This is a genomic window from Cribrihabitans pelagius, assembly GCF_048820915.1.
GTDB classification, from domain to species: Bacteria; Pseudomonadota; Alphaproteobacteria; order Rhodobacterales; family Rhodobacteraceae; genus Cribrihabitans_A; species Cribrihabitans_A pelagius.
Map to the genome: position 1 here is coordinate 1 of NZ_JBMERR010000017.1, position 26,398 is coordinate 26,398.

The following is a 26,398-nucleotide window of genomic DNA, read 5'->3' on the forward strand; positions in this document are numbered from 1 at the left end:
TCGCGAATGACATTCTGGCTGGTCAGCTCCCGGACGCCATCAGGAAGCGGAAACACCGACTTCGTAGAGAACCAGGACCCCGAACGGCAATAGAACCCGCACTTGACGATCCCGCAAACAGAGAACAGCTTATTCGCTGAGTGCCTGCAAGCCTTGACGTGCAAATTCCGGCACATACGCGCCGAGACGGAGCGCGTGTTCCCGGTTGGAAGCGGCACCGTCCAGCGCGCGTTTTCGCACACCTTGCAGGATCGCCGCCATCCGGAAGAAGCTGAAGCCGAGACAGTAGCCGAACCGCTCGACACCCGGCAGGCCGCGGCGGTCGCAGTAGGCCGCGATGAACTCGGCATCTTCCGGCAGCCCGAGCGCGGCGCGGCCGAGCCCTGCAAGCCCCCTGCCCTCCGGTCCCGGCGGCATCCGCCACTGCATGATAACGGCAGCCAGATCGGCATAAGGATGGCCTATCGTCGACAGCTCCCAATCCAGCAGCGCCCGGCAGGACGGACCGCCCGCGGCAAAGATCATGTTGTCGATGCGGAAATCGCCATGCACCAGACTGCGCTGGCCGTCTTGCGGCGCATTGCCGGCCTCCAGTGCGGCAATCAGTTCCTCAATTTCCGGGATGGTGCCGGTTTCGCTGGCCCGGTATTGCTTGGTCCAGCGGCTCAGCTGGCGCGCGAAGTAATCGCCCGGCGGGCCGTAGTCAGCAAGGCCCGCTGCTTCGGTGTCCACATCGTGCAGCGCGGCGAGCACGCGGTTCATCTCGTCCATGACCGCCGCCCTCCCGGCCGGGCCAGCATCGGGCAGCGAAGGGTCGAGCAGACTGCGGCCTGGAACATAATCCATCACGTAGAAAGCCGAGCCCAAGACGCTGTCGTCCTCGCACAAAAGATGCATCCGCGCGACCGGCACCGCGCTGCCGGCCAAGGCACGCTGCACGCGGAACTCGCGCTCGACCGCATGGGCCGACTTCAGCAGCACCCCCGGAGGCTTGCGTCGCAACACGTAGTTTCCGGCCGCGGTCTCCAGCAGAAAAGTTGGATTCGACTGGCCGGTCGCGAATTTGCGGGCCCGGACCGGGCCGTCAAACCCGGGCAGCCGGCCACGCAGATAGGCGGAGACTGCCTCCAGATCGAGGGTGTGGGCTGGTGCCGTCATGTCGCCTCCCGCGTTTGCCGTCTGGTTTTCCTGCAGGCTGGCACGCAGCGGCGATTGAAGCAACGGGCCCGGAAGACAGGCAACACAACGTCACGGAGGCGATTGGGCCCGCCCGCGGGATTTACGAAGCGCAAAGCTTCATGACCCGGTTTGGCGGCTCATGCCGCATATGGCGCGCAAACGCCGGCCGATGCGCAGTTTTTCGGGATTTCCCGATCTGAACATCCTGCCGGCAATTGCGGCCTTTTACACCTTATATTTTAATGTTTCATTAGTAGGAGTGGGAATTGTCACTCTTTCTGACGAATTGCCGCTGCCGCTTTCCGGAGCGACGATACCGGGCATATCTTCGGCGCATCTTTCGCGGAAACGAAAAATACAAGACTTTCATAGACTTCTCCGGATCACCGGCGAGGTCCGCGCGGCGGCGCCCTGCCCCAACGCCTATTTGGCGCCAAGGACAGTTGGCGCTACTGCCTTGCCGGCCCGGGCAAACACGCCAGATAGAGAGAAAAAGAAACACTTTTTCTTTTGGCTTAACGTGCGAAATTACCCATTAGCCTTTTCTCCATGAGTGGCTTAGAAGAATAGGAAGAAGAACGACAAGGAAATACCCTCGATGCAAAGTATTCTGGTTTTGAACGGGCCGAATTTGAACCTGCTGGGCACACGCCAGCCAAAGGTCTACGGGACGGAAACGCTGGCCATGGTGGAGGACAGCTGCGCCGCCCATGCCGGCAAGCTGGGGCTGCAAGCCGTCTGCATTCAATCCAACCACGAGGGAGTTCTGATTGATGCCATCCATGCCGCAAAAGGCGTGCATGACGGTATCATCCTGAATGCAGGCGCCTATACGCACACTTCAATTGCCTTGATGGACGCCCTGATTTCCGTGGAGATCCCCGCGGTGGAAGTGCATCTGTCCAACATCCACGCGCGCGAAAGCTTCCGCCATCAATCCTATATCGCCAAGGCCGCGCTGGGGCAGATCTGCGGCTTCGGATCCCGCGGCTACCTGCTGGCGCTGGACGCGCTGGCGGCGCACTTACGGGACTGCGCATCTGCATGAGGGTTTCGGACTACCTGCATTTCCTCTGCGGTGTCAGCAGCCTGGAGGCGCTGTGGGACACCCATGTGCGCCAGATGTCCCGCTACGGCTTCGACCGGCTTCTCTATGGCTATACCCGCTACAAGACCGACACCTCGCTCGGAGATCCCGAGGATTTCGTGATCCTCAGCAACCACACCGCCGAGTACCTCTCAGGATACGTCCATGGAGGGCTTTACAACCAGGCCCCTATGCTAAGGTGGGCACTGGAAAATGAAGGCGCCAGCAGCTGGCGGAGGGCCCAGGAGATGGCAGCCAGCGGCCGTCTTCCGCCCGAGGCACAGCGGGTTTATGAGTTCAACGAGAGCATGGACATCACTGCGGGCTATACCATCAGCTTTCCCAGTGCCTCCAGGCGTCACAAGGGCGCGATTGCGCTGGCAGCCACGCCCGGGAGCAGCCAGGCAGAGGCCGATGCGGTCTGGCAGGCGCACGGCAGCGACATCGTGCTGATGAATAATGTTGCGCATCTGAAGATCCTCACCTTGCCCTACACGCCGCCGAACCGCGGGTTGACGAAACGCCAGCGCGAAGTGCTGCAATGGGTCGGTGACGGCAAGACAACGCAGGACATTGCCATGCTAATGGGGCTGACCTCTGCGACGGTGGAAAAACACCTGCGGCTCGCGCGGGAGGCTCTGTCGGTGGAGACAACGGCGCAGGCGGTATTGAAGGCCGCGCTGCACAACCAGATGTATATTGTCGAGCCTTAAGGCCGCCCCAGGATTGCAAGCGTTAAGTGCCGGAAAGAAGGTAGGGAATTCACTACTACCTTCTTCGTATCAAAGCCTGCAAACTACACGTGTTCCGTGAGTGGTGGCTTTGGCCTTGGAACTTCTAGTTGTGATTCCCTGCGATTTCAGGGCTCTCACTGCTGTTCGGATGTCGGCGTGTATTGGTCCACGCCGGCTTCCGTTATTCAGAGGAGTCTCGCCCATCCCCATCAGCGGGACTCCTCGCCAATCTCCCCTGCCCTGCGACTGCTTCGGTGGCGCCAGCCTTTGCGAAACCGCAGGCATCCCGCATGGGACCGTTCGCTTTTTGCCACTGGACATGCAAAAGCCGGCGGAATAACCGCCGGCTTTCCAAATCTCACCGGGACAGTGGCCCGCGGGCTTAGCCCTGAGCAGCCTTGGCCACCTCGGCTGCGAAGTCTTCCTTCTCGACCTCGATGCCTTCGCCCACTTCCACGCGGACAAAGCCGGTGACGGTGGCGCCGGCTTCCTTGGCGGCAGCTTCGACGGTCAGGTCCGGGTTCACCACGAACTGCTGGTTCAGAAGGGTCGACTCGGCCACGAATTTTTTCATCCGGCCTTCGATCATCTTTTCGATCACCTGTTCAGGCTTGCCGGATTCGCGGGCGATGTCCATCTGGACCTGCTTTTCCTTCTCGACCACGGAGGCATCCAGGTCGGATTCAGAAAGCGCCGCCGGGTTCACGGCTGCGATGTGCATGGCAATCTGCTTGCCGATCGCCTCGTCACCGCCGTTCATCGCAACCAGAACACCGATCTTGCCCATGCCGGCAGCGGCCGCATTGTGGACGTAAGAGACCACGGTCTCGCCTTCCAGCTTTTCCATGCGGCGCAGCGACATGTTTTCGCCGATGGTGGCGATCTTGTCGGTCAGGGTTTCGGCAACGGTTTTGCCGCCCAGGTCGGCCGCGGCCAGGGCATCGACGTCATCAGCGTTCAAGGCTTCCTTGGCGATGCCGGCAACCATGTTCTGGAACTCGCTGTTCTTGGCAACGAAGTCGGTTTCCGAGTTCACCTCAACCGCAACACCTTTGCCGCCTTCGACGACAACGGCGACCAGGCCTTCCGCCGCGGTGCGGCCGGATTTCTTGGCGGCTTTCGCCAGGCCTTTGGTGCGCAGCCAGTCAATAGCGGCTTCCATGTCGCCGTTGTTTTCGACCAGTGCCTTTTTCGCGTCCATCATGCCTGCGCCGGTGGATTCGCGCAGTTCTTTTACCATTGCTGCAGTGATTGCCATGTCAGGCTCTCCTCAATTCAGAACAGAATTGGGGCAGGCGGTACCTGCCCCGCATGTCAAATCCGTGACGGACGGATCAGGCTTCGGCAGCTTCTTCAGCCACGGCTTCTTCGGCCGGGGCTTCTTCCAGCGCGCCCAGGTCAACACCTGCTGCACCCAGCTGAGCCGACATGCCGTCCAGTGCCGCACGGGCCACCAGGTCGCAGTACAGCGAGATCGCGCGCGAGGCGTCGTCGTTGCCGGGGATGATATAGTCGACGCCATCGGGCGAGCAGTTGGTGTCGACAACCGCGACAACCGGAATGCCCAGCTTCTTGGCTTCAGCAATTGCCAGCGCTTCTTTCTTCACGTCGATGACGAACAGCAGGTCCGGCACGCCGCCCATTTCGCGGATGCCGCCCAGCGACGCTTCCAGCTTCTCCTGGTCGCGCTCCATGCCCAGACGCTCTTTCTTGGTCAGGCCTTCGGCGCCGGCGGACATCTTCTCGTCGATTTCCTTCAGGCGGTTGATCGACTGGGAAACGGTCTTCCAGTTGGTCAGCGTGCCGCCGAGCCAGCGATGGTTCATGAAGTACTGCGCGGACTTCTCGGCGGCTTCGGCGATCGGCGCGGAAGCCTGGCGCTTGGTGCCCACGAAAAGCACGCGGCCGCCTTTGGCAACGGTGTCACGCACAACCTGCAGCGCCTGGTCCAGCATCGGAACGGTCTGGGTCAGGTCCATGATATGGATGCCGTTGCGCGCACCGTAGATGAAGGGTGCCATGCGCGGGTTCCAGCGCTGGGTCTGGTGGCCGAAGTGAACGCCAGCTTCCAGCAGCTGACGCATGGAGAACTCAGGAAGAGCCATGCTATCTTATCCTTTTCCGGTTTAATCCTCGGCGGGGGTCTCAGAGCAGGTGCTCCAACCGGCGGTCTGGCGGGGATGTCTCCCCCGCACAGGCCAAACCCCGCCTGCGGGTTCGTACGCGGGCCTATAGAGCAGTTCCCGTGGCATGGCAAGGCCGCTTGCGCGGAAAACCGGCGGTGTTCACCCGTCATCCGCCGCAAACACTCCGGACCGGACGGTGTCGCAGGCTTGTGCGGCGAGCGCTTTGCGGTCGGGAAAATCCGATACCTTCAAGGGCGTGTGCCAAGCCACCTCCACCACACCCTGCCGCGGCGCCGAGAGCACTTTCAGCAGATGCGGGCCGAAGCTCATGTCGCCCCACCAGCCATAGAAGCGCGCCGGCGCGCCAGCGGGCGCCCGGTAGCGCAGGGAGACCGGCTGTATATGGCTGGCGTGCCGCAAACCGTCGTTAAAGAACGGCGCAAAAAGCGTTGTTTTAAAAGATAATACCCGCAACCCATCGGTCGATGTGCCTTCCGGGAAGAACAAGAGCTTGTGCCCTGCCGCCAGACGTTCGCGGAACAGTTCAGTCTGCGCGCGCGCCTTCTTGCGGTCACGCTCGATGAAGACCGTGCCGGTGGCGCGGGCCAGCCAGCCGATCCCGGGCCAACGCGCAACTTCCGCCTTGGAGACGAAATACACCCGCTTGTGCGCGTTCAGCACAAAGATGTCGAGCCAGGAGGCATGGTTGGCCACCACCGCACCGGGGTGCCGCATGATCCGCCCGCGGCTGCAGCAGCGCAGGCCGAGAATGGCCAGCGCCCCGCGGCAGACCGTTTGGGTCAGAAAGGGCGTCAGCGGCCGGTGCTGGCGAAACAGAGGACGTTCCAGAAGCCGCAGCAGCAACAAACACGCCAGCCCGCCAAACACCAGCGCGCCCAGCAAGAGCCCCCGCAAAAGCACCCGTGCCCAGCCCGCACCGCCGATCCGGACCGGGTCCGGCGCCTGGCTGCCTTGCCAGCTCATCGTCATCGCGCGCCGCGCCCGTCGGTGTAGAGCCGGCTCTGCCGCGGGTTCATCCGTTCCGTGTCCAGGATCAGGCAAACATCGGTGGTGTTGAACTCATGATCGACATAAGCGCCCTCACCCACGAACCCGCCCAGCCGCAGGTAGGCCTTGATCAGCGCAGGCATCGCCAGCATCGCGCGGCGGCGGTCGAGCTCCGCGGCCGGCACCAGGTTCATGTCCTGAAACGCCCTGGACCGCGCCCGCAAAGCACGCGGCGCCAGGTGGTTGTGATGCAGCAGAGCCAGCGGCTCCGCCAGGGCGCGCGGATCGGTGCCGTGAAAACTGGCAACACCGAACAGGATCTCGATCCCATGCTCCCGCACATAATCCGCCAGCCCCGCCCAGAGATGATACATCGCCATGCTGCCGCGATAGTCAGCCTGCAGGCAAGAGCGACCCAATTCCAACAGCTTGCGGCCCGAAGCTTTCAGCGGCGCCAGGTCATATTCGCTTTCCGAATAGAACTGTCCAGCCGCCGCCGCCTGATCGCCGCGCATCAGCCGGTAGACGCCCGCAGTCCGCCCCTTGCGCTCATCCCGCAGCAGCAGGTGATCGGAAAAGGCATCGAACCGGTCGCGCTCCAGCCCGGCGTCATGATCGATCAGGCTGCCGCCGGCGCCCAGTTCGCGCACAAACACCTCATAGCGCAGCGCCTGCGCTGCGCGCAGCTCTTCGTCAGTGGCGGCGATGGAGACGGAAAACTCGGGCGCCGGGTCTGGCATGGGCATATCCTGATGGCTTCTGGCTTGCGCTGCACCGGCACATTCGGCACAGAAGGCGCAAAGTCGTAACAATTGACAATGACCTGTTAACTTTTCGTCAACTCTTATGGATCAAAGACAGGGACCAGGGATACGCGCGATCCATCAAACACAAGCTTGCCTTGATCGGGGAAGTTTACCGTGATCTTGCCGCCCGCGTTGGATTGCACCTGGCCGACCCCCCATTCCGGATGGTCGGGGTGCCGCACGTACATGCCCGGGGCGAGGAAAGCATTGAGGTCATTCATTGGCGGGTGGCCCAAGTCGGAGGAATGTTATGAGTGTAGATAACGCCAATCTCGCCGCATTGGTAGGGTCGCGGATTTGCCACGACCTGATCAGCCCCGTCGGGGCTATCAACAACGGCCTGGAACTGCTTGGAATGGCGGGAACAATGGATGGCCCGGAGCTGGAGCTGATCTCCGACAGCGTGTCCAATGCCAATGCCCGCATCCGCTTCTTCCGGGTCGCCTTCGGGGCCGCGGGCGAGCAGCAGATGGGCCGGGCCGAGGCTGTCTCGATCCTGGCTGACATCAGCAAGGCCGGGCGGGTCTCCTACCAATGGGCCCCGGGCGAAGGCAGCACCCGCAGCGAGGTGCGCATGGCCTTCCTCGCGGCGCTCTGCCTGGAAACGGCGCTGCCCTTTGGCGGCACCATCAAACTGCTTTGCGCCGACGGCAAATGGGCCGTGATCGGCGAAGGCAGCAAGCTGAGCGTCAACGATGAACTTTGGGCCCGCGTCAGCGGCGGCACTTCCAGCGCCGAGATCACTCCGGCGCTGGTGCAATTTGCGCTGCTGCCAGAGGCCGCCAGACAAGCAGGCCGCACCGTGCGGGTGGAACAGACGCTGGAGCGGATCACGCTGCAATTCTGATCCCTTCTGCAAGGTCAGAACGAAGCGCCGGGCGCCACGCCCGGCGTTTTGCTTTGTTGCGTCCCCTATGGGTCAAGCCCGCGTGGTGCCGCTGCCGCGCACCAAATATTTGAAGCTGGTCAGCTGCCGCGCTCCCACCGGGCCGCGCGCGTGCATCTTGCCGGTTGCAATGCCGATTTCTGCCCCCATGCCAAACTCGCTGCCATCGGCGAACTGGGTGGAGGCATTGTGCATCAGGATCGCACTGTCCAGCTCGGCAAAGAACTGATCCGCCGCCGCCGCATCTTCGGTGATAATGCAATCGGTGTGCTGTGAATGATGCGCGCGGATATGCGCGATGGCCGCATCGACGCCGCTGACTTGTTTCGCGGCGATGATGGAATCGAGGTATTCCTTGCCCCAATCCTCATCCGTCGCGGTCACCATACCCTCCGGCCCCGGCAGGCCCGCTTCGGCGCGGATCTCCACCCCGGCGGCGGCCAGCGCCTCCAGCACCGCCTTGCCCAGGGACGGCGCAATGTCCTGATGGATCAGAAGGCATTCGGCGGCCCCGCAGATGCCGGTGCGGCGGGTCTTGGCGTTCAGCACCACGTCCAGGGCCTTCTGCGGATCGGCGGCCTTGTCGAGGTAGATATGCACGATGCCTTCGAGATGGGCAAAGACCGGCACCCGCGCCTCGCGCTGCACGAGGCCCACCAGCCCCTTGCCGCCGCGGGGCACGATCACGTCGACAAAATCGGTCATCGTCAGCAGCTGCTGCACCGCGGCGCGGTCGCGGGTCGGAACAAGCTGCACCGCGTCCTCGGGGAGGCCCGCGGCGCGCAGGCCCTCAACCAGGCAGGCATGGATCGCTTGCGAGGAGTGGAAGCTCTCCGAGCCGCCGCGCAGGATCACCGCATTGCCGGATTTCAGGCACAGCGCCCCAGCATCGGCGGTCACATTGGGCCGGCTTTCGTAGATCACACCGATCACGCCCAGGGGCGTGCGCACGCGCTGGATCTTGAGGCCCGTGGGCTGCTCCCAAGCCTCCATCACTTCGCCCACCGGATCGGGCTGGCCCGCCACCGCGCGCAATCCTGCGGCGATCGCCTCGATGCGAGGCTCGTCCAGCATCAGCCGGTCCATCATCGCCGCACTCAGCCCCTTGTTGCGGCCAAATTCCAGATCCTTGGCATTTGCAGCGATAATTTCCGCCCGGCGCGACGACACCGCCTCCGCCGCGGCAGCCAACGCCTTTTCTTTGCACGCAGCGCTAGCCGTAGCCAGGGTTTGGGCCGCCTGCTTTGCACGCTTGCCAATGTCCGCCATCAATGCGGGAATGTTCTCATTGTCTTTCATAAGTCTTGCGCCCTTGCCGGTCCCGGTCTGGCACGCTGCGGTGCCCTCCGGCTCAAATACAGGATGGGGTGCTCAGGTCAAAGCGCCATATCATCGCGGTGGATCAGCGCGGCGCGGCCGGGATAACCCAGTGTCGCCTCGATCTCCTGCGACTGGCGGCCTTGGATCGCCCGGGCTTCTTCCGCGGTGTAACGCGACAGCCCCTGCCCCAGTTTGCGCCCGTCCGGGCCGAGGATGGCCAGCGGTTCACCGCGGCCGAAGTCCCCCTCCACGTGCCGCACGCCCGCCGGCAGCAGGCTCTTGCCAGACCGCAGCGCCTTGGCTGCACCCTCATCCACCGTCAGCACGCCGCGGGTCTTCATCGCAGCGATCCAGCGCTTGCGAGCCGCCTGCGGATCCCCTTGTGCGGTGAACCAGGTGCAGGCCGCGCCATCTTCCAGTGTTTTCAAAGGGTTCAGAAGTGAACCTTCAGTGATCACCATGGCGCAGCCTGCCGCCGTGGCCATCTTGGCGGCCAGCAGTTTGGTGATCATCCCCCCCTTGGAGAGCCCCGAGACGCCATCGCCGGCCATCGCCTCGATCTCGGGCGTGATCGCGTCGATCCGCTCGTAGCGGCGCGCGTCAGGGTCAATGGCGGGGTTGGCGCTGTAGAACCCGTCGACGTCCGACAGAAGGATCAGGCCATCGGCGCCAACTGTTACCGCCACCTGCGCCGCGAGCCGGTCGTTGTCGCCATAGCGGATTTCATCCGTGGCGATGGTGTCATTCTCGTTCACGATCGGCACCGCGCCCATAGCCAGCAGGGTTTCGAGCGTCGCGCGCGAGTTCAGGTAGCGGCGGCGGTTTTCGCTGTCCTCCAGCGTCACCAGCACCTGCGCGGTGGTGATCCGGTGCGGCGCCAGCGCTTCTTCATACGCGCGGGCCAGCCGGATCTGTCCGACCGCGGCGGCGGCTTGCGACTGTTCCAGCGGCAGCTCCGCACGCGGCAATCCCAGCACCCCGCGGCCAAGAGCGATGGAGCCGGAGGAGACCAGGATCACGTCGATGCCTTTTGCCTTCAGCCAGGCCACGTCATTGGCCAGCGAATGCAGCCAGCCCGCGCGCAGCTCGCCGCTTTCACGGTCAACCAGCAGCGCCGAGCCGATCTTGACGACCAGGCGCTTGCAGGCGGTCAGGGTTGCCAAGGCGCGTCCTCCTCCGCGGATTTGAAGCGCAGACGGTCGTCGTCGATCTGCGCGCGCAGCGCGCGCAGCACCTCGTTCAGCCCTTCCCGGCTGACACCCGACATCAGGAACACCGGCCCGCCAGCCGCCGCTTCCAGCGCGGCGCGCTTGTCGTCGCGCTCCTCGGGATCAAGCGCATCGACCTTGTTCAACGCGGTGATGCGCGGCTTTTCGGCCAGCGCGCCGCCATAGGCCTCCAGCTCGCCGATGATGGTCTGGTAGTCTTCCACCACGGTGTCTGACGTGCCGTCGATCAAATGCAACAGCACCGCGCAGCGCTCGACATGGCCAAGGAAGCGGTCGCCGATGCCGCGGCCCTCATGGGCGCCTTCGATGAGGCCGGGAATATCCGCGACGACAAACTCGGTATTGTCGATGCCGACTACGCCCAGATTCGGATGCAGCGTGGTAAACGGGTAATCGGCAATCTTGGGCCGGGCGTTGGAAGTTGCCGACAGGAAGGTGGATTTACCCGCATTCGGCAGCCCCAGCAGGCCTGCATCCGCAATCAGCTTGAGCCGCAGCCAGATGGTGCGGTCGACGCCCTCCTGCCCCGGATTGGCCCGGCGCGGCGCCTGGTTGGTGGAGGATTTGAAATGCAGGTTGCCAAAGCCGCCGTTGCCGCCCTTGGCCAGAAGCACGCGTTCGCCCACCTCCGTCAGGTCGGCAAGCACGGTTTCCTCGTCCTCGTCCAGGATCTCGGTGCCGACGGGAACCCGCAGCACGATATCGTCGCCGTCCTTGCCGCTGCGCTGCCGGCCCATGCCGGACTGGCCGTTCTTGGCGAAGAAATGCTGCTGATAGCGGAAGTCGATCAGCGTGTTCAGCCCTTCGGTCGCCTCGGCCCAGACCGAGCCGCCCTTGCCGCCGTCGCCGCCATCGGGGCCGCCGTATTCGATGTATTTCTCGCGCCGGAAACTGACACAGCCGTTCCCGCCCGCGCCCGATCGGATGTAAACCTTTGTCAGATCGAGGAATTTCATGTCAGCTCCTTTAGGCGGCGGAGGCACTCCCCAAACCGCGTCTTGCCCCGGCAGCAGACCCAATCTGCCGCCAGGGCGGTTTGTCTTGCCTTACCGCAAAGCGCGCGCCGCGCCAATCACAGTTTTCGGCTGTAGGTCCAGGTTGGAACGGGGGTGTTGCGGGCGACGGAATAGCTCTCGGCATCGCCCAGGTAGTCGAAGCCGCAATGGATCAGAACCCGGGCCGAGGCCGGGTTGTCCTGAAAAACGGAAGCGAACATTGCCGCGTTGTTTTGCGGATTTGCATCGACCAGCGCTTTCAGCGCGGCAGAGGCAAGGCCAGTGTTCCAAAACGGCGGCGCGGTCCAATAAGAGACCTCGGACTGGTTGCGGTCCATCCGCTTCAGCCCGATCACCCCCTTCAGTTCGGCATCGCCGTCGCGGGTGCCATCGATGGCCCAGACGTCTTCAACCCGGTCCTCCGACATGGCGCGGGCAACAAAAGCCTCCACCGCGCCGGGCGGCAGCGGATGCGGGATCGATCGTGTCATGCGGGCCACGCGTTCCTCGCCCACGTAATGCGCAATCAGTCCGGCATCGGACTTGCGCAACGGCCGCAAGGTGAACCTTTCGGTTTCGATCACCTCCTGGCACACGATCTGTTCCAAATTCATGGCTTCCCTCCTCCACGTCCAAAGCCTGCCGCCACTGCATGCGTTGCAGATGGGCACGGCGGGGTTTCAAAGCAAGCGCTACCCGGTTCAACTTGCACTACAAATTCTGTTACCGCCGGGACGCTGAAGCAATTGCGGCCTGGCGGTAATCGCCGCCGGGTTACCGCTCCGGGACCCGCATTGCGGAAACAGCAAGGGGGACCGGCTGTATAGCCGATCCCCCCTAAGATTTCTTTACCCTTCGGGTCGGCTTACTCAGCGGCCTCCGCCACTGGGAGAACCGATACAAAGGTGCGGCCTTTGAGGCCTTTATGGAAGGTCACTGCACCGTCGGCGGTGGCAAAGATGGTGTGATCCTTGCCCAGACCCACGCCTTCGCCCGGCCAGAACTTGGTGCCGCGCTGACGCACGATGATGTTGCCAGCAATGGCCGCCTGGCCACCGAACAGCTTGACGCCAAGGCGGCGGCCTGCTGAGTCGCGGCCGTTACGGGAAGAGCCGCCAGCTTTTTTATGTGCCATTCTGTCTCTCCTTAGCCTTTAGCCAGATCTTTGGCTTGTTCAACCCACTCGGGCTTCACTTTGACCGTTTCGATAGCAGCAATGTCGTCTTCCGACAAGGCCGCGATCTGGGCGAAGCTGGTCAGGCCTGCTTCGTTCAGCTTCTTGGCAGCGGCGGGGCCGACACCGGTCAGCTGGGTCAGATCATCGGCAGCGGAAACGGATGCGTCGCCCTTGCCGGTGGCAGCTTTGACACCGGAGTTTTCCGCGCCCGAGGTCAGGATCTCGGTGATCTTGACCAGGGTCAGCTTCTGGCGGTGGCCCTTGGTGCGCTTGGAGGAGTGCTTCCGGCGGCGCTTTACGAAGTGGATCAGCTTCTCGCCTTTGATCTGCTCGATCACCTCGGCCTGCACGGCCGCGCCTGTTACCAGCGGAGCGCCCACAACGGGGGAGTCGCCGCCAAGCATCAGGATGTCGTTGAACTGGATGGTTTCGCCAGCATCAGCAGCCAGTTTTTCCACGCGGAGCACGTCGCCCGCCTGAACCCGGTACTGCTTGCCGCCAGTCTTGAGGACCGCAAACATATGCGTCTTTCCTTTTTCAGCCGCGTCCTTCGGCCCCCCGAACTCGGGTGTTGTGGCGGATGCCGCCCCGGACAGCGCGCCCTTGTGCGGGCGTATTACAAAAGAACCCCGGCGCACGGAATCCGGGCCGGGATGCGGGCTTATGGAACAGAAGGCGGCATGCTGTCAACCGGCCGGGCAGCAAATTCCCACACAAGCCCCTGAATGCGCGCGGCGTCCGCCTTGCGGGGCGCTCAGATGTCCTGTTCAGGCGCCAGATCCTTCATCCGATAAGCCAGTGCCTCGAAACGGTTGGCGGTGATCTCATATTGCACTGCGTTCAGCAATTCGTAAACGCGCTGCATCCTGGGATGCTCCAGCGCTTCCGCGTAAGCTCCGATTTCGGCGTTGCTGAAGCCCTGATAGGTGTAGGCGGAGGACGCCAGGCCCGAGGCCTCCAGCGCCATCCGCAGCGCATCGTCCTGTTCCGCCAGATAGGCGCGCAGCTCGCTCGCGTCCAATTCCAGCTCGATCACTCCGGCGGCAGCCGCGGCCATGATGAAACGGAACTGAATCTCCTGCAGCGCTTTGAGCCCGGTATCGGCCGCGTCAATCGCCCGCCCCAGCCGCTTGAACAGCTCGACCCGCGGGCTTTCCTCTTTCACCAGGTCCGCAATGATGCGCTCGCCGGCTTCGGCTTTCACTTCCTCATCGCGCACCCGGTGCGCGGCGTTTTCTGCGGCAACCAGCCGGACGCCCAGGGGCGTGGCGTAGAACTCCGCAGCATGCGCCAGCGCTTCCTCGTCGAGAGTCTGCTCCAGAATATCCAGCGCAATCGCCCGCATCGCGGAAGTCTCGAAAACTTCCTCGGAGAGCTTGGTCCACTCCGCCCCGAAACTGCCGGCATCAAACCCCAGCATCTCGGGCGCGCCCGCGGCGGCGAAGGCAATGCTGTCCAGCGCCACATCAAAGCCCGTGACCTCCAGAAAGGCCTCGATCTGCGCCCGCTCCGCCGCTTGTGCGGGCTGTGACCCCGCCATCAGGACAAAAACAAACAACCCCGCGGCGCCAAGCCCGCGGCAGGATTTCAGCACAAGGAGGAATAGCTGTGTCATAACGCAAATTTAGCCAAAATCCTTGGACGGGCAATGCGGTTGCAGTTTTTTTTACGCACAGGGATTTTCCGCCTTGCACCCATCCGGAAACAACATTAAACCGCCCCTCACCCCCCGCGGAGAGGTGCCGGAGTGGTCGAACGGGGCGGTCTCGAAAACCGTTGAGCCTTCACGGGTTCCCAGGGTTCGAATCCCTGTCTCTCCGCCACTTTCCCCATTGATAGTCAGATCACTCCTGCCGGACGGCGCTACTTCGGGCGTGCGTCTATCCGGGAGATCTGATTTCCGGAAACCATTGGCATTTCACTGTTGCAGCATCTGGCGGGCAGGAGCCGCAGCCCGGAATATGGGGCACGCCCTGCCCGCAATCACCTGATGCCGCAATCGAAAAGGCCGGGCAATCTGCCCGGCCCCACGGTGGAACTGCTGCAAGGATCAGGCGCGGCGGCGGCGCCCGCCTGCACGGCCGCCCCGGCCGCGAGTTTCTTCGCCTTCCTTTGGCGGCGCTTTGTTGAAGCGGATCCACTCGCCGCCATGCGGGTCGTTGTTGGTCAACAGGTTGGCGGCGCGGATCGCTTCCATTTCCTTGCCTGGCCGCGGCTGGGTCGAGCCAAGGCCGAACATGGTCACGAAAGTCTCGTCGTCCATGCCTTCCGGCAGGATGATACCGGCTGCCTCGACCAGTGCCTTCTTCTCGGCAATTGCCTTCTGCGCCACCGGCAGCGCCACCGGGTTCATGATCGCCGACGTCATGCCGGCACCCATCGCCATCGGCAGGAAGGCGTTGTTGATGCCGTGGCGGTTCGGCAGGCCAAAGGAGACGTTGGAGGCGCCGCAAGTGGTGTTCACGCCCAGCTCCTCCCGCAGGCGGCGCACCAGCGCAAAGACCTGCTGGCCCGCAGTCGCCATCGCGCCAATCGGCATCACCAGCGGATCAACCACGATGTCATGCGCCGGAATGCCGAAATCGGCGGCGCGCTCGACGATCTTCTTGGCGACGGCAAATCGCACATCGGGGTCTTCGGAGATTCCGGTGTCGTCGTTGGAGATCGCCACCACCGGCACATTGTATTTCTTGACCAGCGGCAGCACGTGCTCCAGGCGTTCTTCCTCGCCGGTGACGGAGTTCAGCAGCGGCCGGCCCTGAGCCGCCTTGAGGCCCGCCTCCAGCGCGCCCGGAACCGAGGAGTCGATGCACAGCGGCACATCGGTCAGCCCCTGCACCAGCTCGACGATCTTGGTCATCAAGGGCGGCTCGGTCTCGTTCGGGTTCGGATTGGAGTTATAGACCACGCCCGCATTGATATCGAGGATGTTGGCACCCGCCATCACCTGCGCCAGCGCGTCTTTTTCCACGGTGGAGAAATCGCCGGCTTCCAGCTCGGCCGCCAGCTTCTTGCGGCCGGTCGGGTTGATGCGCTCACCGATCACGCAGAACGGCTCGTCAAAGCCCAGGATCGCGGTTTTGGTTTTTGATTCTACGACTGTACGGGTCATTGTTGATCCTCAGGAATTGACCGGCTGCGCCGCGGCGCCGCCGTTGTTGATGGCCCAGGTGGCATTGCTCTTGATGCCGCCCAGCGGGAAAAAATGCACGTTGGTGATATTGAAATCCGGGTTGGCGGCCTTGTGCGCCGCCAGTTCGGTGATCACGTCGTTGGGCTCGTAGGGCAGCAGCAGCTTGGACACATCCATCGCCCGTTTCTGCAGCACCTTCAGCGACGGGCCGACGCCGCAGGCAATTGCGAACTTGATCAGCGTCTGCAGCTTGGCCGGGCCCGCGATGCCGATGTGGATCGGAATGTCGACGCCGGCTTCCTTGATGCTGTTGGCCCAGGCGATGATCGGCTTGGCTTCAAAGGCGAACTGGGTGGCCAGCGCCATTTTGGCATCGGTGCGTTCGGAGAATTTCTGCTTCCATTGCAGCGCTTCGGCGACGTTCCTGGAGGAGCCGTCCGGATCGATATCCCTGTTCCCCTCGGGATGGCCTGCGACGTGCAAGTTGGTAAAGCCCGCCTTGTCGAAGAGGCCGGATTCCAAGAGCTGCATCGAGCTGTGGAAATCGCCATGCGGCTGCGCCACGCCGCCGGCGAGCAGCAGCGCCTGCTTCACATCGGCTTCGCCCTGGTAGCGCGCGATCCAGTCGGCAAGTGTCGCCTCGTCCTGGATGATCCGGGCCGGGAAATGCGGCATCACAGGGTAGCCTTCGGCGTTCAGCCGCTTGGCGGTCGCCACCATCTCCTCGATCGGGGTGCCCTCGATATGGGCGATGTAGACGCGGGTGCCCGCGGGCAGCAGCTCGCGGAAATCATCGACCTTGGACGCGGTGCGCGGCATCACCTCGATCGAATAGCCCTGCAGGAAGGCCTCCACTTGCGAGTTGACGGGCTGGGCAGCGGCGGTGTCACGTTTTTTGAAGTTCAGCAAAGCCATCATGGCCTCCAATAGTGGTGTCAGGCTCACGCCCATCCGTCATTTGCGATCAGCGCCTTCAGGCGGTCCTGATCGTATTCCCTTTCCAGGCGGGCGGCTTCGGCCTCGGCGATGTCACCGGGCTCACCCTCGGCCGCAAAAGGCGCGGCCTTGCGCCATTCGGCCAGATAGGCGTCGGCGTCCTTGGCGTTGACCTTCATCGCGGCACGGTCGATCGCTTGCTCGAAGCGTTCCTCCAGCTGCCGCTTGGCGCCGCGGCGGCCTTTGCCTACGATGACCTGCGCGGGAATATCGCGCCAGTACACGATGGTGACGTCGGGCATCCCGAAACTTCCTCCTACCTGGTTAGACCACTTTCTAGTGCGGCTGCGGATTCTGCGTTGGTCGGATTTCGACAACACGGGGGGTTTGAGCGACGTTTTGGCCTGCGCCCCTGCCCGGCCAACCTACGGGCCGCGGCGCGGGAAAGCCACCGGCGCGATCCGCCAAAATCTTCATGTGGATTATGAATCTTTCCCGCAGCCACCCCGCAGCCATGCGCGGTGCGGCGGCCCGGTTTGCAAATTTGCCGCGCCAGTCCCGATAGAGCGCCTTGCACCTGTGCACGCGCGCACCTATTCTCGGAGGCAACACGATAATCGGAGGGCGTGAATCATGGCGCCCAGGCGCTCGAAAGGTGCGGGCGCGTTTCCCAAGGCGGTAGAGACCCCTGCACCGGCCCGGCCCGATCCAGATGCGCTGTATGCCGCGCTGGACCTGGGCACAAATAGCTGCCGCATGCTGATTGCCCAGCCCAAGGGCAGCGGCTTTCATGTGGTGGACAGTTTCTCCAAGTCGGTGCAATTGGGCGCCGGGCTGGAGCGGACCGGACGGCTGTCGCGGTCTTCGATGGCGCGCACCATCCAGGCGCTGCGGATCTGCCAGCAGAAACTCAAGCGCAACCGTGTGCGCCGGATGCGGCTGGTCGCAACCGAGGCCTGCCGCCGCGCCAAGAATGCCCGCGACTTCATCCGCCAGGTCAAACGCGAAACCGGCCTGACGCTGGAGATCATCCAGCCGGAGGAAGAGGCGCGGCTGGCGGTCATCTCCTGCGCGCCGCTGGTCTCCACCAAGACTGATCAGCTCCTGGTGGTGGATATCGGCGGCGGCTCGACCGAACTGGTGTGGATCGACATCTCCTCGGTGCCGCGGCGCGACCGGCCGTCCGCGATCATGCGGCTGCACAACGGCTTCCACGCCGCCGAAAGCCCGTTTCCGGCGGCCAAGGTGGTGGATTGGATCTCCGTGCCCCTGGGCGTGGCCACGTTGCGCGACCAGTTCCACGATGTGGAGGATGACGCCGCCCGCTTTGCGCTGATGAGCTGGTTCTTCGAAGAAAACCTTGCCGATTTCGCCCCCTACAAGGACGAGCAGACGCGCGCCGGTTTTCAGATCGTCGGCACCTCCGGCACGGTGACCACGGTGGCCGCGTCGCACCTCGGGCTGAAACGCTACGACCGCACCAAGGTCGACGGGCTCAGAATGACCAGCGATCAGATTGACAAGGTGATCCGCGGTTATCTAGAACTCGGACCTCACGGCCGCCGCCGCGACCCCCGCATCGGCGAGGACCGGCAGGCGCTCATCATGTCCGGAGCTGCGATCCTGCAGGCGCTGTTGCGCTGCTGGCCGACCGACCGGCTGTCGGTGGCGGACCGCGGGCTGCGCGAGGGCCTGCTCTACGCACAGATGAGCGCCGATGGTGTTCTGGAGGACGGTCCCTTCTAAGCGGGGCCGGAAAATTTCAAATTTTCCGGGCCGGAATTTTTCAGAAATTCCGGCCCCGGAGCAGATGGTGGCGGAAATGGCGAAGACACCGACCGGAAAGAACACCTCGGGCCGCGGCCAGCGCGATCTGAAGGTGCGGGTGAAAAGCGCGCGCGGGCGCAAGCTCAGCTCGACCCGCTGGCTGCAGCGGCAGCTGAACGACCCCTATGTGAAGCGTGCCCAGGCCGAAGGCTACCGCGGCCGCGCCGCTTTCAAAATCATGGAAGTGGATGACAAGTTCCGCTTCCTGGTGCCGGGCGCCCGGGTTGTCGACCTGGGCTGCGCGCCCGGCGGCTGGGCACAGGTGGCGGTAAAGCGCATCAACGCCCTGGGCGAAAAACAGGGCAAGGCGGTGGGCCGCATCATCGGCGTCGACCTGCAGGAGGTCGAGCCCCTGGCCGGAGCCGAGTTCCACCAGCTCGATTTTATGGATGACGGCGCTGATGACAGGGTCAAGGAATGGCTGGACGGCAAGGCCGACGTGGTGATGTCGGACATGGCTGCCGCCAGTTCCGGCCACAAGCAGACCGACCATCTGCGCATCATCTCCCTGTGTGAGGCCGCGGCCTATTTTGCCTTTGACGTGCTGGAAGAAGGCGGCACCTTTGTAGCCAAGGTGCTCGCCGGCGGTGCCGAGGGCGAGCTGCAGAAGCTGTTGAAGCAGAAGTTCACCAAGGTGGCCAATGTGAAGCCGCCTTCATCCCGCGCGGACAGCTCCGAGAAATTTGTGGTCGCCCAGGGCTTCCGGGGCTGAGGGCGGCTGCCTGCCGCGGGCTGTTGCAGGGTGCGGGCACGGCGGCAGAGCCGTCTCAGCCCCCGTTTTGCGGCAGCTCCGCAATCTGATTGGCCATGTCGATCAGCGCGCCATTGAATTCCGCGCCGAGGATCAGGATCGCGGAGTTGAGGTAGAGAAAGATCATCGCCGCCATCGCCCCGGCCAGCCCCGCATAAGTCGCCGAGTATTGCGCGACAGAGCCGACGTAGATGGCAAAACCGCTGCCGCAGGCCAACCAGAGCAAAAGCGTCAGCACCGCCCCCGGCAGAATCCGCCGCAATCGGTGCACCCGGCCCGGCAGCAGAACATGGAAGGCTAGAACCGCACCGGCTGGCAGCGCCAGCGCGAGGACGCCGCTCAATCCCTGCTCCCATCCCTGCGGCACGCTGGCAAAGGGCAACAGCTTGGTGATGTGGCGGACATAAAGCGGCAGGATCACCTCGAAGACGGCAACAGCCAAAACGCCGGCGCCGCCCATGATGACTAGCCCGATGCACAGCGCCCGCGCCCGCCAGAACGGCCGCGTGTCGGTGTCGTGATAGGCCTGCACCATCGCCACCCGCACCGCATCCACCCCGTTGGAGGCAAAATACAGCGCAAACAGCCCGCCCAGCGTGGCCAGCTGGGTATTGGATGTGCGCAGCACGGCCCGCAGCTCAGTCAGCAACGGCCGCGCCACGCTGTCCGGCCAGACCCCGAAGACCTGCTCAGTCATCGCCTCCAGCTCCACCTCGCGCGACAGCATGCCCGCGATGGTGCCCGCCAGCGCCACCGTGAACAGCATGAAGGGAAACAGCGCCAGCATCATCGACATAGCGATATGGCTGCTCATCACCCAGCCGTTCTTGCGGTTGAAGCGGCGGGCCGCGGTCAGCAAGGCGGCGGGCCAGCAGTTGAGAGGCGGCAGCGCGGGCATGCCGGCAACCTCCCACAGTGCAAGGCAAAATGCCAGTATCAAAGCGGCAAAGCCGGAAGTTTCCATGCGGCCGCGGCAAGCGGTTGCAGCGCGGCTGCGCATGTGCAGAGATGCGGAGCCGAATGTCATCCGATTGGAAGGCCGCATGCACTGGTTCACGCTCAGCTCGACCACCGTCGCCATCGTCTGGATAGCCGCCGCGCTTGCCGCGGTCAGCGCTGCCCGTACCGCCCGCACGCCCCAAGGGGCGATCGGCTGGGTCGTCTTCCTGCTGGCTGCCCCTCTTGCCGCCCTGCCCGCCTATCTCGTCTTCGGCCACCACCGCTTCCGCAGCTACCGAAATGCCCGCCGCGCCGCCGAGCAAGTGGTGCGGGACATGCGCAGCTATACAGGGACACAGGCTGGACGCCCGGTGCAACTGGATGTCAACACTGCCCCCTTCGAGGCGATCTCCGGCCTGCCGGTCTGCAGCGGCAACGGCTTTGAACTGCTGATCGACGGGGAGGAGACGTTCAAGGCGATCTTCGAGGCTATTGAATCTGCCCAGGAGTATATCCTATTGCAGTATTACATTCTGCGCGCGGATGGTCTTGGGATGGACCTGCAAAAACGCCTGATCGACGCCGCCGGGCGCGGCGTGGCGGTCTGGGTCATCACCGATAGTATCGGGTGCTACGGCCTGCCCGGCAGCTACCTGAAGGCGATGGAGGACGCAGGCGTCGACATCGCGGAACCTGTGGCGCCGAACCGGCCCTGGCACCGGCTGCGGATCAACTTCCGCAACCACCGCAAGACCGTTATCGTCGACGGCAAGGCTGGTTTCACCGGCGGGCTCAATGTGGGCAGGGAATATCTTGGCGAGGACCCGGCTTTTGGCGACTGGCGCGACACCCATTTACGGCTGACCGGGCCCGCCGTGCAGCAGCTGCAGCTGTCCTTTGCCGAGGACTGGCACTGGCGCACGCAGGAGCCGATCCTGGACCTGCTGACCTGGGATGCCGAGCTGTCTGAGGAAGACCGTCCGGCGCTGGTGGTCTCGACCGGTCCGGGCGACAACACGGAAAACGGCTCCATGCTGTTCTTCTCGGCGATCACCGCGGCGCGCGAGAAGGTCTGGATCGCCTCGCCCTATTTTGTGCCGGACCAGGACGTGACCGCCGCGCTGAAACATGCCGCGCTGCGCGGGCTCGACGTGCGCATCCTGATCCCGGAGACCGCCGACCACTACCTGCCCTGGCTCGCGGCCTTTGCCTTCTTTGACGAACTGCGCGCTGCCGGCGTCAGGATTCTGCGCTATAACGCGGGGTTCCTGCACCAGAAGGTCTTTGTCATCGACGAGACCATCACTGCCGTGGGCACGGCCAATCTCGACAACCGCTCCTTCCGGCTGAATTTCGAAACCATGGTGCTGTATTTCGACAAAGCGTCGGCGGCCAGCGTTTCGCGGATGCTGGAGCGGGATTTCGAACAGGCACAGGAGCTGTCGATACCGCTTGGCGAGCAGAAATGGCCGGTCCGCATGCTTGCTCCGCTGGCCCGGCTGCTGGCGCCGGTGCTTTAAGATTTCTCCCCGGGCGCGCGGCCGTTCAGGGAGAACATCCGCCCCATCATGCTGACCAGAAAGGCGGTGCTGATTCCAAAGGCCAGCATCCCAGTGACCGCCGCAAAGGCCGCAAAGATGCGCAGGCCTGGCCCCAGCACCACATCGCCATAGCCTAGCGTCGTGTAGGTGGCGAGCGAGAAGTAGAGCGCCGTATTCCACTCGCCGATTGCGCCCATCATCACGAAGGCCGAGGCCCAGATCCAGACCTGCGCCGTATGAGCCAGCAGGATGAGCCCGATTGCGATCATCAGGATTCCGGCATTGTGCCGCCGCCCGTGCGGCACCGGAAACCGCTTGGACAGCCTGGCCAGCAGCGCCGCGCACCAGACCAGCACCGCGATCTCCAGAAACAGACAGGCGCCAAGATAAATTGAGCCCATGATCAGTTGATGTCCCACGGGTCTTCCGTCTCCTGTCCGTCCTCACGCCGCTTCCGGCCCGGGTGCAGGGTATGAGCGTGGCCCGCCACATGCAATTGCCCGCCCGGCGCTCTATTGCGGCGCCGCACTGGACTTCCCCGTGGCCGCGCTATTCACTGCAGTCATTCGCCTGAGACCTGCAGAAACGCCGGAGGGCCGCCCGCCGTGGTGCTGAAGATCAAGAACGTGACCAAGGCCTTTCCCGGCCAGAGCGCCGAGACTGCGGTGCTGAAAGGGGTCTCGCTTGAGCTCGCGGCAGGCGCCAGCCTTGCGCTGACCGGCGACAGCGGCTCGGGCAAGAGCACCCTCCTGCACCTGGCCGCCGCGCTGGATCATTTCGACAGCGGCGAGATCGAGATCGGCCAGACGCCGCTTTCCGGCCTTGGCGACGCGGCGCGGGCGGCGCTGCGGCGGCGCGAGGTGTCGCTGGTGTTTCAGCAGTTCAACCTCGTGCCTTCGCTCACCACCGGGGAGAATATCGCCCTGCACGCACGGCTTGGGCAACGCTGGGACGCCAAATGGGGCACGGAGCTGACCGGGCGGCTTGGCCTTTCCGATCTGCTCCACCGCTACCCGGAGCAACTCTCCGGCGGCCAGCAGCAGCGGGTTGCCATCGCCCGCGCCCTGGCGCTGCGCCCTGCGCTCCTGCTGGCGGATGAGCCCACCGGCAATCTGGACGAGACCGCCAGCGGCGCGGTGATGGAGCTGATGCTGGAGCTGGTGCGCGACAGCGGTGCCGCGCTGTTCCTGGTCACGCATTCCGCCACCATCGCGGCGATGCTGGACCGTCAGCTGCACCTGCGCCACGGCCGGGTCGCATGATCCGCGCCGCGCTGGGAGCGATCCTGTCGCATTGGCGGCGCCACCCGTTCCAGCTGCTGACCCTCGCCATCGGCCTCGCGCTCGCCACCGGCCTGTGGTCCGCGGTGCAGGCAATCAACGGCGAGGCCCGCGCCAGCTATGCCCGCGCCGCCGGGCAGCTGGGTATGGCCGGCACCGAACGGCTCGCGGCGCGCAGCGGCAGCGTCCCGCTGGCGCGCTACGTGGCGCTGCGCCGGGCGGGCTGGCAACTGGCGCCGGTGCTGGAAGGCCGCTTGAGGATCGGAACCGAAACCCATGATATCATGGGAATTGATGTGCTGAGCCACCCGCTGGTTCCGGCCCTCGCCGAAGCCGCCGAAGAAGACAGCGCCGCGCCGCTGGATGCGCTGCTGGCGCCCGGCCGCCTGTTTGCCCACCCGGACACCGCGGCGCGCATTCCCGGGGCCGCCGGCCTGCCGCCCCTAACCCGCTCCGAGGCGCTGCCGCGCGGGGTGCTGGTGGCCGACATAAGCCTGGCGAGCCGCCTGCTGAAGCAGCCGGACAGCCTTTCCTACCTGCTCATCCTGCCGGGCCAGCGTCCCGGGCTTGCGCCGCTGTCAGAGCTGGCGCCCGATCTGATCCGGGTGCGCGGCGGCAGCAGTGCCGCCGGGGCCGAGCGGCTGACCGACAGCTTCCACCTCAACCTCACCGCCTTTGGCTTTTTGTCTTTTGCGGTCGGGCTGTTCATCGTGCAGGGCAGCATCACGCTGAGTCTCGAACAGCGGCGCGGGCTGATCCGGACCTTGCGCGGACTGGGGGTGCCCATGCGGCTGCTGGCGGCGCTGCTGCTCTGCGAACTGGCGGCCTTTGCGCTGCTGGCCGGCACTCTCGGGCTGCTGGGCGGCTACTTCGTGGCGGCAGCACTTCTGCCGGATGTGAACGCGACGCTTGCGGGCCTCTATGGCGCGCCGGTGGACGGCAATCTGTCGTTGCGCCCCGCCTGGATCCTCTCCGGTTTGGGGATGGCCTTGGGCGGCACCCTGCTGGCCTCGGCGCAGGCGCTTTTTGCGGTGATGCGAATGCCGCTTCTCGCCGCCCCCGCCGCGCATGCCCGCGGCCAGCAGGCCGGGCGCTCGCACCTGGCGGCGGCGCTGGCAGGCGCGGGCTGCATCGCCGGCGGATTGGCCGTCTTGCAGCTGTTCGGCGGCCTGACCGCCGGCTTTGCCTTCCTTGGCGGGCTGATGCTGGGCGCGGCGCTCTTGCTGCCCTGGCTGACCGCGCAGCTCCTGCGGCTGGGAAGCCGCCTGGCGCGCCGCCCGCTGGCGCAGTGGCTTTGGGCAGACGCACGGGCGCAGCTGCCTGGCATGGCGCTGGCGCTGATGGCGCTCCTGCTGGCTCTGGCGACAAATATCGGCGTCGGCACAATGGTTTCCAGCTTCAGGCTCACCTTTACCGGCTGGCTGGATCAGCGCCTGCCGGCCGAAGTCTACGTGACCGCCAGCTCAGACGCCGAAGGAACCGCGCTGGAAGACTGGCTGGAGGCGCGGGGTGTCACTGCACTCCCGATCCGCTCCGCCGAGAGCCGCTTCCAGGGCGCACCGCTGCGTATCTACGGCATCCGGGATCATGACACTTACCGCCGCAACTGGCCGCTGCTGCAGTCCCAGCCGCGCGTCTGGGAGGCGCTGGCCCGCGGCGAGGCGGTGCTGATCAACGAACAGCTCGCCCGGCGCAACACCATTGCCCTCGGGCAGGAGATCGCGCTGGAGCCGGGCTGGTCCCTGCCGGTTGCGGGCGTCTACTCCGACTATGGCAACCCGCACGGCCAGGCGCTGGTCGCGCTGCCTGCGCTGCTGGAACGGATACCGCAGGTGCCGAACCGCCAGTTTGGCCTGCGCCTGCCGCCCGCCGACGTGCCCGGAATGATCCGGGCCCTGCGGCAGGATTTCGGCCTGCCGCGGGCCAGTATGGTGGATCAGGCCGCGCTCAAGGCGCAGTCGCTTGCGATCTTCGACCGGACATTTGTGGTGACCGCCGCGCTCAACCTGCTGACGCTGGGGGTTGCCTGTTTCGCGATCCTCTCCAGCCTGCTCACGCTGTGGAGCCAGCGCCTGCCGCAGCTGGCACCGCTCTGGGCGATGGGGGTCACCCGGCGGCAGCTGGCCATGGGAGAGGTGCTGCGCAGCCTGCTGCTTGCGGCGCTCACCGCCGTGCTGGCGCTGCCGCTGGGGCTGGTGCTGGCCTGGGCCCTGCTTGCCGTGATCAATACCGAGGCCTTCGGCTGGCGCCTGCCGATGCACCTCTTCCCGGGCGAGTGGCTGCGCCTCGTGGCTCTGGCACTGGCCGCGGCTGCGCTCGCCGCTGCGCTGCCGGCCCGAAGGTTGAGCCGTCTGGACCCCTCCGAACTGCTGAAGGTCTTTGCCAATGAACGTTAAAGCCGCTTTGGTCTGGCTGTTCGCAGCCTGCGCCCCTGCTGCCTGGGCGCAGGGCTACGCCGGGCTTGGCAGTGCGGCTGAAGGCTTTGCCACCCCGCAGCGCGGTGTGCCGCTCCGCTTTCCCGCAGACCACGGGGCTCATCCGGATTTCCGCATAGAATGGTGGTATTTGACCGCCAACCTTGCAGCGGCTGATGGGGCGGAATACGGCATCCAGTGGACGCTGTTCCGGTCTGCCCTGGCGCCGGGTGAAGGCGAGGGCTGGCAGAGCCCGCAGATCTGGTTTGCCCACGCGGCGCTGACCAGCGCTGACAGCCACCAATTTGCCGAACGTATCGCGCGTGGCGGCATCGGCCAGGCCGGTGTCACCGCCGCGCCCTTTGCCGCATGGATCGACGATTGGGAGATGCGGGCCACAGGCAGTGCCGGCCTGGAGGCGCTCAGCGTCACGGCACAGGGCCAGGGCTTCGCCTACGCGCTTGAGCTTGCCGCCGAAGGCCCGCTGGTGCTGCAGGGCGACGCAGGCTATTCGGTGAAATCCGCCGCCGGGCAGGCGAGCTACTATTACTCCCAGCCGCATTTCCGGGTGAGCGGAGAGATCACCCTGCCCTCCGGTCCGGTCAAGGTCACCGGCAACGGCTGGCTGGACCGGGAATGGTCGAGCCAGCCGCTGGCCGAAGATCAAAGCGGCTGGGACTGGTTCTCGCTGCGTTTCGATGATGGTGCGAAGCTGATGGGCTTTATCCTGCGCGGGGCGAGCGGCGATTTCACCTCCGGCACCTGGATCATGCCTGACGGAAGCACCGAGCCGCTTTCGCCTGGCGCCTTCCAGGCCGAACCGCTGAAAACCTCGGCCGTTGCCGGCCGCGAGATCCCCACTGCCTGGCGCGTCACCCTGCCCGAAAAAAGCCTCGACGCCGAGGTAGAGGCGCTGAACCCCGCGGCATGGATGGGCACCTCGCTGTCCTACTGGGAAGGCCCGGTGCGCATTCGCGGCAGCCACAGCGGCCGGGGCTATCTGGAGATGACCGGATACGAATAAGGGCGC

The 26,398-nt window shown here is 64.6% G+C and carries 28 protein-coding genes and 1 tRNA gene; 11 read left to right on the forward strand and 18 right to left on the reverse strand.

Annotated features, from left to right (window positions below):
* Positions 1 to 129: 129 nt before the first annotated feature.
* Positions 130 to 1,158, reverse strand: coding sequence for a phosphotransferase family protein (locus tag ACOHX0_RS15135; RefSeq protein ID WP_420677849.1), 1,029 nt, complete (start codon positions 1,156 to 1,158; stop codon positions 130 to 132).
* Positions 1,159 to 1,327: 169 nt separating this feature from the next.
* On the opposite strand from ACOHX0_RS15135, the gene ACOHX0_RS15140 reads away from it, so the two are divergent.
* Genes ACOHX0_RS15140 through ACOHX0_RS15150 form a run of 3 tightly spaced genes read left to right on the forward strand, consistent with a single transcriptional unit; the run spans position 1,328 to position 2,979 of the window.
* Positions 1,328 to 1,732, forward strand: a complete 405-nt coding sequence (locus ACOHX0_RS15140) for a hypothetical protein (RefSeq protein ID WP_420677851.1) — start codon at positions 1,328 to 1,330, stop codon at positions 1,730 to 1,732.
* A 45-nt stretch (positions 1,733 to 1,777) separates the two neighbouring features.
* Complete coding sequence (gene aroQ / locus ACOHX0_RS15145) at positions 1,778 to 2,227, forward strand: type II 3-dehydroquinate dehydratase (RefSeq protein ID WP_420677853.1); 450 nt, start codon at positions 1,778 to 1,780, stop codon at positions 2,225 to 2,227.
* The gene (locus ACOHX0_RS15150; RefSeq protein ID WP_420677854.1) at positions 2,224 to 2,979 is read left to right on the forward strand and encodes a helix-turn-helix transcriptional regulator; all 756 of its coding nucleotides are present in this window, start codon (positions 2,224 to 2,226) and stop codon (positions 2,977 to 2,979) included. The genes aroQ and ACOHX0_RS15150 overlap by 4 nt, the downstream gene beginning before the upstream one ends.
* A 403-nt stretch (positions 2,980 to 3,382) precedes the next feature.
* Here ACOHX0_RS15150 and tsf read toward each other — a convergent pair whose 3' ends face one another.
* The 5 genes from tsf to ACOHX0_RS15175 all read right to left on the reverse strand — a co-directional run bounded on the left by tsf (position 3,383) and on the right by ACOHX0_RS15175 (position 7,161).
* Positions 3,383 to 4,258, reverse strand: coding sequence for a translation elongation factor Ts (gene tsf / locus ACOHX0_RS15155; RefSeq protein WP_420677856.1), 876 nt, complete (start codon positions 4,256 to 4,258; stop codon positions 3,383 to 3,385).
* 76 nt (positions 4,259 to 4,334) lie between these two features.
* Positions 4,335 to 5,105 carry a 30S ribosomal protein S2 gene (gene rpsB, locus ACOHX0_RS15160; RefSeq protein WP_420677857.1) on the reverse strand — a complete coding sequence of 257 codons (771 nt, stop codon included), beginning with the start codon at positions 5,103 to 5,105 and terminating at the stop codon, positions 4,335 to 4,337.
* Positions 5,106 to 5,285: 180 nt separating this feature from the next.
* Positions 5,286 to 6,116, reverse strand: coding sequence for a lyso-ornithine lipid O-acyltransferase (gene olsA, locus ACOHX0_RS15165; protein WP_420677859.1), 831 nt, complete (start codon positions 6,114 to 6,116; stop codon positions 5,286 to 5,288).
* Positions 6,113 to 6,874, reverse strand: a complete 762-nt coding sequence (gene olsB, locus ACOHX0_RS15170; protein ID WP_420677860.1) for an L-ornithine N(alpha)-acyltransferase — start codon at positions 6,872 to 6,874, stop codon at positions 6,113 to 6,115. The genes olsA and olsB overlap by 4 nt, the downstream gene beginning before the upstream one ends.
* Positions 6,875 to 6,978: 104 nt before the next feature.
* The gene (locus tag ACOHX0_RS15175) at positions 6,979 to 7,161 is read right to left on the reverse strand and encodes a DUF3553 domain-containing protein (RefSeq protein ID WP_420677862.1); all 183 of its coding nucleotides are present in this window, start codon (positions 7,159 to 7,161) and stop codon (positions 6,979 to 6,981) included.
* 29 nt (positions 7,162 to 7,190) lie between these two features.
* On the opposite strand from ACOHX0_RS15175, the gene ACOHX0_RS15180 reads away from it, so the two are divergent.
* Positions 7,191 to 7,787 (forward strand): histidine phosphotransferase family protein, encoded by a 597-nt coding sequence (locus tag ACOHX0_RS15180; protein WP_420677863.1) that lies wholly within the window; start codon positions 7,191 to 7,193, stop codon positions 7,785 to 7,787.
* A gap of 72 nt (positions 7,788 to 7,859) precedes the next feature.
* Here ACOHX0_RS15180 and ACOHX0_RS15185 read toward each other — a convergent pair whose 3' ends face one another.
* The 7 genes from ACOHX0_RS15185 to ACOHX0_RS15215 form a co-directional block, all read right to left on the reverse strand.
* Positions 7,860 to 9,125, reverse strand: a complete 1,266-nt coding sequence (locus tag ACOHX0_RS15185; RefSeq protein WP_420677865.1) for a glutamate-5-semialdehyde dehydrogenase — start codon at positions 9,123 to 9,125, stop codon at positions 7,860 to 7,862.
* A 77-nt stretch (positions 9,126 to 9,202) separates the two neighbouring features.
* Positions 9,203 to 10,309 (reverse strand): glutamate 5-kinase, encoded by a 1,107-nt coding sequence (gene proB, locus ACOHX0_RS15190; protein ID WP_420677867.1) that lies wholly within the window; start codon positions 10,307 to 10,309, stop codon positions 9,203 to 9,205.
* Positions 10,297 to 11,331 (reverse strand): GTPase ObgE, encoded by a 1,035-nt coding sequence (gene obgE, locus ACOHX0_RS15195; RefSeq protein ID WP_420677870.1) that lies wholly within the window; start codon positions 11,329 to 11,331, stop codon positions 10,297 to 10,299. Before obgE ends, proB begins: the two co-directional genes overlap by 13 nt.
* Positions 11,332 to 11,447: 116 nt before the next feature.
* Positions 11,448 to 11,984, reverse strand: a complete 537-nt coding sequence (locus ACOHX0_RS15200) for a GNAT family N-acetyltransferase (protein WP_420677872.1) — start codon at positions 11,982 to 11,984, stop codon at positions 11,448 to 11,450.
* A gap of 251 nt (positions 11,985 to 12,235) precedes the next feature.
* Positions 12,236 to 12,505, reverse strand: coding sequence for a 50S ribosomal protein L27 (gene rpmA / locus ACOHX0_RS15205; protein ID WP_420677873.1), 270 nt, complete (start codon positions 12,503 to 12,505; stop codon positions 12,236 to 12,238).
* Positions 12,506 to 12,516: 11 nt separating this feature from the next.
* Entirely contained in the window at positions 12,517 to 13,068 is a 552-nt protein-coding gene (gene rplU / locus ACOHX0_RS15210; RefSeq protein ID WP_420677875.1) for a 50S ribosomal protein L21, read from the reverse strand.
* A 233-nt stretch (positions 13,069 to 13,301) separates the two neighbouring features.
* Positions 13,302 to 14,162, reverse strand: a complete 861-nt coding sequence (locus ACOHX0_RS15215; protein WP_420677876.1) for a DUF2059 domain-containing protein — start codon at positions 14,160 to 14,162, stop codon at positions 13,302 to 13,304.
* 118 nt (positions 14,163 to 14,280) lie between these two features.
* Between ACOHX0_RS15215 and ACOHX0_RS15220 the strand changes: the two genes are divergently transcribed.
* Positions 14,281 to 14,370, forward strand: a tRNA-Ser gene (locus tag ACOHX0_RS15220).
* A 227-nt stretch (positions 14,371 to 14,597) separates the two neighbouring features.
* Here the strand turns inward: ACOHX0_RS15220 and ACOHX0_RS15225 are convergent.
* The 3 genes from ACOHX0_RS15225 to ACOHX0_RS15235 are packed head-to-tail and all read right to left on the reverse strand — an operon-like array spanning position 14,598 to position 16,918.
* Positions 14,598 to 15,659, reverse strand: a complete 1,062-nt coding sequence (locus ACOHX0_RS15225; RefSeq protein ID WP_420677878.1) for a methyltetrahydrofolate cobalamin methyltransferase — start codon at positions 15,657 to 15,659, stop codon at positions 14,598 to 14,600.
* Positions 15,660 to 15,668: 9 nt separating this feature from the next.
* A complete protein-coding gene (locus ACOHX0_RS15230; RefSeq protein ID WP_420677879.1) occupies positions 15,669 to 16,595 on the reverse strand; it encodes a methylenetetrahydrofolate reductase in 927 nt (308 codons plus the stop codon).
* Positions 16,596 to 16,621: 26 nt separating this feature from the next.
* Complete coding sequence (locus ACOHX0_RS15235) at positions 16,622 to 16,918, reverse strand: virulence factor (protein ID WP_420677881.1); 297 nt, start codon at positions 16,916 to 16,918, stop codon at positions 16,622 to 16,624.
* Positions 16,919 to 17,249: 331 nt separating this feature from the next.
* Here ACOHX0_RS15235 and ACOHX0_RS15240 point away from each other — a divergent pair, with 331 nt between their 5' ends.
* On the forward strand, positions 17,250 to 18,362 hold the full coding sequence (locus ACOHX0_RS15240) for a Ppx/GppA phosphatase family protein (protein WP_420677882.1): 1,113 nt from the start codon (positions 17,250 to 17,252) through the stop codon (positions 18,360 to 18,362).
* Between the two features lie 76 nt (positions 18,363 to 18,438).
* On the forward strand, positions 18,439 to 19,155 hold the full coding sequence (locus ACOHX0_RS15245) for an RlmE family RNA methyltransferase (protein ID WP_420677883.1): 717 nt from the start codon (positions 18,439 to 18,441) through the stop codon (positions 19,153 to 19,155).
* 55 nt (positions 19,156 to 19,210) lie between these two features.
* On the opposite strand, the gene ACOHX0_RS15250 is transcribed toward ACOHX0_RS15245, so the two are convergent.
* Positions 19,211 to 20,092 (reverse strand): YihY/virulence factor BrkB family protein, encoded by an 882-nt coding sequence (locus ACOHX0_RS15250; RefSeq protein WP_420677885.1) that lies wholly within the window; start codon positions 20,090 to 20,092, stop codon positions 19,211 to 19,213.
* A gap of 145 nt (positions 20,093 to 20,237) precedes the next feature.
* On the opposite strand from ACOHX0_RS15250, the gene cls reads away from it, so the two are divergent.
* Positions 20,238 to 21,653, forward strand: a complete 1,416-nt coding sequence (gene cls, locus ACOHX0_RS15255) for a cardiolipin synthase (RefSeq protein ID WP_420677886.1) — start codon at positions 20,238 to 20,240, stop codon at positions 21,651 to 21,653.
* Here cls and ACOHX0_RS15260 read toward each other — a convergent pair.
* Positions 21,650 to 22,075, reverse strand: coding sequence for a potassium channel family protein (locus ACOHX0_RS15260; RefSeq protein ID WP_420678010.1), 426 nt, complete (start codon positions 22,073 to 22,075; stop codon positions 21,650 to 21,652). The two genes, cls and ACOHX0_RS15260, sit on opposite strands and share 4 nt — an antisense overlap.
* Before the next feature lie 204 nt (positions 22,076 to 22,279).
* Between ACOHX0_RS15260 and ACOHX0_RS15265 the strand changes: the two genes are divergently transcribed.
* The 3 genes from ACOHX0_RS15265 to ACOHX0_RS15275 are packed head-to-tail and all read left to right on the forward strand — an operon-like array spanning position 22,280 to position 26,392.
* On the forward strand, positions 22,280 to 22,936 hold the full coding sequence (locus tag ACOHX0_RS15265) for an ABC transporter ATP-binding protein (RefSeq protein ID WP_420677888.1): 657 nt from the start codon (positions 22,280 to 22,282) through the stop codon (positions 22,934 to 22,936).
* On the forward strand, positions 22,933 to 25,350 hold the full coding sequence (locus ACOHX0_RS15270; RefSeq protein ID WP_420677889.1) for an FtsX-like permease family protein: 2,418 nt from the start codon (positions 22,933 to 22,935) through the stop codon (positions 25,348 to 25,350). Before ACOHX0_RS15265 ends, ACOHX0_RS15270 begins: the two co-directional genes overlap by 4 nt.
* Positions 25,340 to 26,392, forward strand: a complete 1,053-nt coding sequence (locus tag ACOHX0_RS15275; RefSeq protein ID WP_420677891.1) for a lipocalin-like domain-containing protein — start codon at positions 25,340 to 25,342, stop codon at positions 26,390 to 26,392. Before ACOHX0_RS15270 ends, ACOHX0_RS15275 begins: the two co-directional genes overlap by 11 nt.
* The last annotated feature ends 6 nt before the right edge of the window (positions 26,393 to 26,398 follow it).